Annotated in this window: 5 protein-coding genes and 1 pseudogene; 4 read left to right on the top strand and 2 right to left on the bottom strand. The window is 69.3% G+C overall.

Features of this window, described 5'->3' with window-relative positions; translation table 11 throughout:
• Nucleotides 1-1,281 (top strand): phosphoglucosamine mutase (glmM, locus tag HC022_RS17845; RefSeq protein WP_167453332.1); only part of this gene is annotated, 1,281 nt, incomplete at its 5' end.
• Nucleotides 1,282-1,379: 98 nt separating this feature from the next.
• On the opposite strand, the gene HC022_RS17850 is transcribed toward glmM, so the two are convergent.
• Nucleotides 1,380-2,018 (bottom strand): DUF2937 family protein, encoded by a 639-nt coding sequence (locus tag HC022_RS17850; RefSeq protein ID WP_167453333.1) that lies wholly within the window; start codon nucleotides 2,016-2,018, stop codon nucleotides 1,380-1,382.
• Between the two features lie 65 nt (nucleotides 2,019-2,083).
• The gene (proS, locus tag HC022_RS17855) at nucleotides 2,084-3,427 is read right to left on the bottom strand and encodes a proline--tRNA ligase (protein WP_167453334.1); all 1,344 of its coding nucleotides are present in this window, start codon (nucleotides 3,425-3,427) and stop codon (nucleotides 2,084-2,086) included.
• Nucleotides 3,428-3,664: 237 nt separating this feature from the next.
• On the opposite strand from proS, the gene HC022_RS17860 reads away from it, so the two are divergent.
• The 3 genes and pseudogenes from HC022_RS17860 to HC022_RS17870 form a co-directional block, all read left to right on the top strand.
• Complete coding sequence (locus HC022_RS17860) at nucleotides 3,665-4,738, top strand: AI-2E family transporter (RefSeq protein ID WP_040383858.1); 1,074 nt, start codon at nucleotides 3,665-3,667, stop codon at nucleotides 4,736-4,738.
• Nucleotides 4,735-5,436: a DnaA/Hda family protein gene (locus HC022_RS17865; RefSeq protein ID WP_008884042.1), complete on the top strand. Its 702-nt coding sequence runs from the start codon at nucleotides 4,735-4,737 to the stop codon at nucleotides 5,434-5,436. The genes HC022_RS17860 and HC022_RS17865 overlap by 4 nt, the downstream gene beginning before the upstream one ends.
• Nucleotides 5,437-5,487: 51 nt before the next feature.
• Nucleotides 5,488-5,771: pseudogene (locus HC022_RS17870) on the top strand (RNA degradosome polyphosphate kinase); the annotation flags it as partial.

Genomic DNA, 5,771 nt, shown 5'->3' on the forward strand with positions numbered 1-5,771 from the left:
GCCGAGATGGCGCTGATGATCGGCGCCGCCGCCGGCCGCTACTTCCGCCGCGAACGCGCCGGGGTGCACCGGGTGGTGATCGGCAAGGACACCCGGCTCTCGGGCTACATGTTCGAGAATGCGCTGACCGCGGGCCTGACCTCGACCGGCATGAGCGTGCTGCTGCTGGGCCCGGTCCCCACCCCCGCGGTGGGGCTGCTGACACCGGCGATGCGCGCCGATCTGGGCATCATGATCTCGGCCAGCCACAACCCGGCCGACGACAACGGCATCAAGTTCTTCGGCCCCGACGGGTTCAAGCTCTCGGACGAGGTCGAGGCCGAGATCGAGGCGCTGGTCGAGGCCGGCGTGCAGCCGGCGCAGGCCCATAACATCGGCCGCGCCAAGCGCATCGACGATGGCCGCTTCCGCTACATGGAGCGGGTGAAATCCACCCTGCCCCACGGCATGCGGCTCGACGGCATGAAGGTGGTGGTGGACTGCGCCAACGGCGCCGCCTACCGCACCGCCCCGGAGGTCCTGTGGGAGCTCGGCGCCGACGTGATCCCCGTGGGCACCTCGCCCAACGGCCTCAACATCAACGCCAACTGCGGCTCGACCAGGCCGCAGGCCGCCGCCGAGGCGGTGGTGGCCCATGGCGCTGATGTCGGCATCTGCCTCGACGGCGATGCCGACCGCATCATCCTCATCGACGAGACCGGCACCATCGCCGACGGCGACCAGATCATGGCGCTGATGGCCGCCCGCTGGGCCGAGGAGCAGCGCCTGCACGAGGGCACGCTGGTCGCGACGGTGATGTCGAACCTCGGGCTCGAGCGCTTCCTCGAATCGCGGGGGCTGCGGCTCGAGCGCACCAAGGTCGGCGACCGCTACGTCGTCGAGGCGATGCGTGCGCATGGCTGGAACCTCGGCGGCGAGCAGTCCGGGCACATCGTGATGACCGATTACGCCACCACCGGCGACGGTCTGATGGCGGGGCTTCAGTTCCTCTGCGAGATGGTGCGCACCGGCAAGCCCGCCTCGGACCTTGCGCGCAACTTCGCGCCGGTGCCGCAGCTGCTTAAGAACGTCCGATTCGGCGCCGACAAGGCCCCGCTCGAGGCCGCCTCCGTACAGGGCGCCATCGCCGAGGCCGAGGCCGCGCTCACCGGCAAGGGCCGGCTGCTGATCCGCAAGTCCGGCACCGAGCCGCTGATCCGCGTGATGGCCGAGTGCGAGGACGAGGTGCTGCTGGCACAGGTCGTCGACGGCATCGTGGCCGAGGTCCAGGCCGCGGTCTGACCGCCTGCCCGGGCCGCCCCCGGCGGCTCCCGGCCTGTATCCCGACCGAAAAAGGCAGCCCTGCCCACCCGGGAACGGCCCCTGCCCTTCCTATGGCCTCAAATATCCCGGGGGAGACGCGCGGAACGCGCGGCGGGGGCAGAGCCCCTCACGGCGCGCAGCGGCGTTCCGCACCGATGACGGGGCGCCGGGCGGCTCAGCACCGGCTCGCGGCGCCGGGCCGCGGCCCGGTTCCTGCCGCGCGGGCGGGAGGGCAGCGCCAGAAGCGACAGCACGAAGGTCAGCGCCAGCCAGCCGCTGACGAAGCCCACCCCGGCAAAGGCCAGCCCCTCGGGGGTGGTGGGCACCGCCGGGCGATAGGCCTGCCACGTCCGCTCCATGATCTCCGGGTCTCCGAAATGCCGGGCCAGTGCCACGCGCTGGAAGGCACCGCTGCCCGCGAGCGCCTCGAGATCCGCGGCCAGCCGGTCGTGTCGGGCGATGGTCTCGGCCATGCGCTCGGCCCGGGAGGCGCCGAAATCGCCGCCGGTGGCGAGCTGGTCGAGCGCAGTGTCGCGGCCAAGACCCAGCTCCGCCGCATCCGCGTCGAAGTCGCGGATCAGCCGCGACAGCTCGTCGACCGCGCCGCCGAGGCGCTGGACGTATTGCTGCGTGAATTCGGGGAACTGCGAGAACCCCACCGCACCGGTCAGCCCGGCGACGAGGGCAACGGCCCTGATGACCATACCTGCGAACATGCCTGCCTCCTGCGGCCCTCTTGCGGGGCCGACAGGGGACAGTCTAGCGCGAATCGCGGGGCCTGTCAGGACGCCGCGACGCCGTAGATCTCCGCGATCTTCGCGACGGCCGCCTCGGGCGGCATCTCTTCGCTCTCGCCGGTGCGGCGCGAGGTCAGCTCGACCACGCCGTTCCTGAGCCCGCGCGGGCCCACGGTGATGCGCCACGGCAGGCCGATCAGGTCCATGGTGGCGAACTTGGCGCCGGCGCGCTCGGTGGTGTCGTCGTAGAGCGGGTCCAGCCCCAGCGCGATCAGCGCCGCGTGGATCTTCTCGCAGGCGGCATCGGCCTCGGCGTCACCGGTCTTGAGGTTGACGATCCCGCAATGGAACGGGGTCACGCCCTCGGGCCAGATGATGCCCTTGTCGTCGTGGCTGGCCTCGATGATCGCGCCCAGCAGGCGCGAGACGCCGATGCCGTGCGAGCCCATGTGCACCGGCACCTGGTTGCCGTCCGCATCCGCCACGGTGGCGCCCAGCGGCTCGGAATACTTGGTGCCGAAGTAAAAGATCTGGCCGACCTCGATGCCGCGCGCCACGCGGCGGCGCTCTTCGGGGACCTGGTTGAAGATCGCCTCGTCGTGGGTCTCGTCGGTGCGGGCATAACGCGAGGTGAATTCCTCGAGCACCGCCTGGCACTGCTCGCGCGAATCATAGTCGATCTCGCGGTCGCCGAACTTCAGGTCGGTGATCTGGCTGTCGTAGAACACCTCGGACTCGCCGGTTTCTGCCAGCACCAGGAACTCGTGGGTGTCGTCGCCGCCGATGGGGCCGCTGTCGGCGCGCATCGGGATCGCCTGCAGGCCCATACGCTCATAGGTGCGCAGGTACGAGACGAGGTGCCGGTTGTAGGCGTGCAGCGCGTCTTCCTTGGTGAGGTCGAAGTTGTAGCCGTCCTTCATCAGGAATTCGCGCCCGCGCATCACGCCGAAGCGCGGGCGGATCTCGTCGCGGAACTTCCACTGGATCTGGTACATGGTCAGCGGCAGGTCACGGTAGGACGAGACGTTGGCGCGGAAGATGTCGGTAATCAGCTCTTCGGCGGTCGGCGTGAAGAGCATCTCGCGGTCGTGGCGGTCGGTGATGCGCAGCATCTCGGCGCCGTAGGCGTCGTAGCGGCCGGACTCGCGCCACAGCTCGGCGGACTGGATCGTCGGCATCAGCATCGGGATATGGCCCGCGCGCTGCTGCTCCTCGTGGATGATGTTCTCGATCTTGCGGAGAACCTTGAAGCCCATCGGCAGCCAGGAGTAGATCCCGGCGCTCGCCTGCTTGATCATGCCGGCACGCAGCATGTAGCGGTGCGAGACGATCTGCGCCTCGGCGGGCGTCTCCTTGAGAACGGGCAGGAAGTAGCGGCTCAGGCGCATCAGGGCGGGCCTCCCGGTAGAAATCAGGTCCGGAACGGCCTATGCGATGGGCCGCGCAAGAGCAAGAGCCGCATGTGTGACGGCGCGCACGCCGTTGCCCTGCCCCGCCGGCGGCGGAGGCCGCGCCGGGGCCCCTGCGCAAACCGGCCACGACCACGCCCTGCAAGGCGTTCACAGCCTTGCAACCGCTGCTGCGACACGCGATGAAGGGACAGGGTCCTACGCGAAAGGCAGGAGATGGCGTTGCCGGTGCGCGCACAGCTGAAATACTGGGGCATCGCGGCCATCGCCTTTGCGGTGGTGCTGTGGTTCCTGGGCGACGTGCTGCTGCCCTTCGTGCTTGGCGGCGCGATCGCCTATTTCCTCGACCCGGTCGCGGACCGTCTCGAGCGGGCGGGCATGAGCCGCGCCATGGCCACGGGCACCATCACCATCGGTGCCGTGGTGCTCTTCGTCATCCTCGCGCTTGCGGTGGCGCCGGCGCTGGCGCGGCAGACCAGCCAGCTCATCGACACCGCGCCCGAGCTCTTCCGCCAACTCCAGAGCTTCCTGACCACGCATTTCCCCTCGATCATGGTCGAGGGCAGCCCGGTGCGCGAGACGCTGGTCTCGATCGGCGAGACCATCAAGGAGCGCGGCGCGCAGCTCTTCGATACGGTGCTGACCTCGGCGATGTCGCTGCTCAACATCCTGCTGCTCTTCGTCATCGTGCCGGTGGTGGCGGTCTACATGCTGCTCGACTGGGACAACATGGTGGCCCGCGTGGACGAGCTGCTGCCGCGCGACCACGCCCCGGTGATCCGCGGCCTCGCCCGCGAGATCGACGCGACGCTCGCGGGCTTCATCCGCGGCATGGGCTCGGTATGCCTGATTCTCGGCACCTACTACGCCGTTACGCTGTGGCTGGTGGGGCTGAACTTCGGCCTCGTCGTCGGCGTGGTTGCGGGCATGCTCACCTTCATCCCCTATGTCGGCGCCATCGTCGGCGGCGCGCTGGCCATCGGGCTGGCGCTGTTCCAGTTCTGGGGCGACTGGGTCTGGATCGCGGTGGTGGCCGGGATCTTCTTCTTCGGCCAGTTCCTCGAGGGCAATTTCCTGACACCGAAGCTGGTGGGCGAATCCGTCGGGCTGCACCCGGTGTGGCTGATCCTCGCGCTGTCGGTGTTCGGCTCGCTCTTCGGCTTCATCGGCATGCTGGTGGCGGTGCCGCTGGCTGCGTCGCTCGGCGTCATCATGCGTTTCCTCGTGGGCCAGTACACCGACAGCAAGCTCTATCGCGGGCTGTCCGACGGGGACCATATCGGCGAATGACCGGACCGGACCAGCTTCCCCTTCCCCTGCCGGTCCGCCCCGCGCTGGGGCGTGAGGACTATTTCGTCAGCCGCTCGAACGGTCTGGCGGTGGCGCTCATGGACGACTGGCGCAACTGGCCGAATCGCAAGCTGGTGCTGGTGGGCCCGCATGGCGCCGGCAAGACCCACCTCGCGCACGTCTGGGCGGCCGAGACCGGCGCCGTGATCGTCCCCGCCAAAGGGCTCGAGACCGCCGACATTCCGGCGCTGGCCAACGGGCCGCTCTGCGTCGAGGACGTGCCCGCGATCGCCGGGGACCGCCCCGCCGAGGAGGCGCTCTTTCACCTGCACAACCTCACGCTGGCGCAGGGCCAGCCGCTGATGGTGACGGCGCAGACGCCGCCGGCGCTCTGGCCGCTGGTGATTCCCGACCTCAAGAGCCGGATGGAGGGTACCCAGACCGCCACCCTGCCCAACCCGGACGACACGCTGCTGTCGGCGGTGCTGGCCAAGCTGCTGGCCGACCGGCAATGCGTGCCCGCGCCTGACGTCATCCCCTATCTCGTGCGGCACATGCCACGCAGCTTCGCGATGGCGCGCGAGCTGGTGTCGGCGCTCGACGCCCATGCCATGACGCGGCCCAAGGGCATCACCCGGGCACTTGCGCGCGAGGTCCTGTCGCGACTTGAACCGCCCCCGCCCAACTTGCCAGAATGAGGCTCGCCGACCGTCACGAATCTGTTTCAACCCTTAGCGCATAAGCCCCTCATGAGCATTGCAGATTTCCTCAAGGCCCCGATGCCCGCGCCGAGCGAGCTCGCGGAGGTCGACCTCACCGGCCCCGGCCGTTTCTACAACCGCGAACTCAGCTGGCTGGGGTTCAACTGGCGCGTCCTCGAGGAAGCCGAGAACCCGCGGGTGCCCCTGCTCGAGCGGCTGCGCTTCCTGTCGATCTCGGCGACCAACCTCGACGAGTTCTACACCGTGCGCGTCGCCGGTCTGCGCGAGCTGGCCCATGCCGGCAACACCAACCCGGCCGCCGACGGGCTGAC

Source organism: Salipiger sp. HF18 (genome assembly GCF_011806505.1).
In the GTDB taxonomy this organism is placed as follows: domain Bacteria; phylum Pseudomonadota; class Alphaproteobacteria; order Rhodobacterales; family Rhodobacteraceae; genus Salipiger; species Salipiger thiooxidans.

Coding starts and splice junctions, on each gene's coding strand:
- HC022_RS17865 (WP_008884042.1), top strand. CDS start 4,735: ATGACCGGACCGGACCAGCTTCCCCTTCCCCTGCCGGTCCGCCCCGCG.
- HC022_RS17860 (WP_040383858.1), top strand. CDS start 3,665: ATGGCGTTGCCGGTGCGCGCACAGCTGAAATACTGGGGCATCGCGGCC.
- HC022_RS17850 (WP_167453333.1), bottom strand. CDS start 2,018: ATGTTCGCAGGTATGGTCATCAGGGCCGTTGCCCTCGTCGCCGGGCTG.
- proS (WP_167453334.1), bottom strand. CDS start 3,427: ATGCGCCTGAGCCGCTACTTCCTGCCCGTTCTCAAGGAGACGCCCGCC.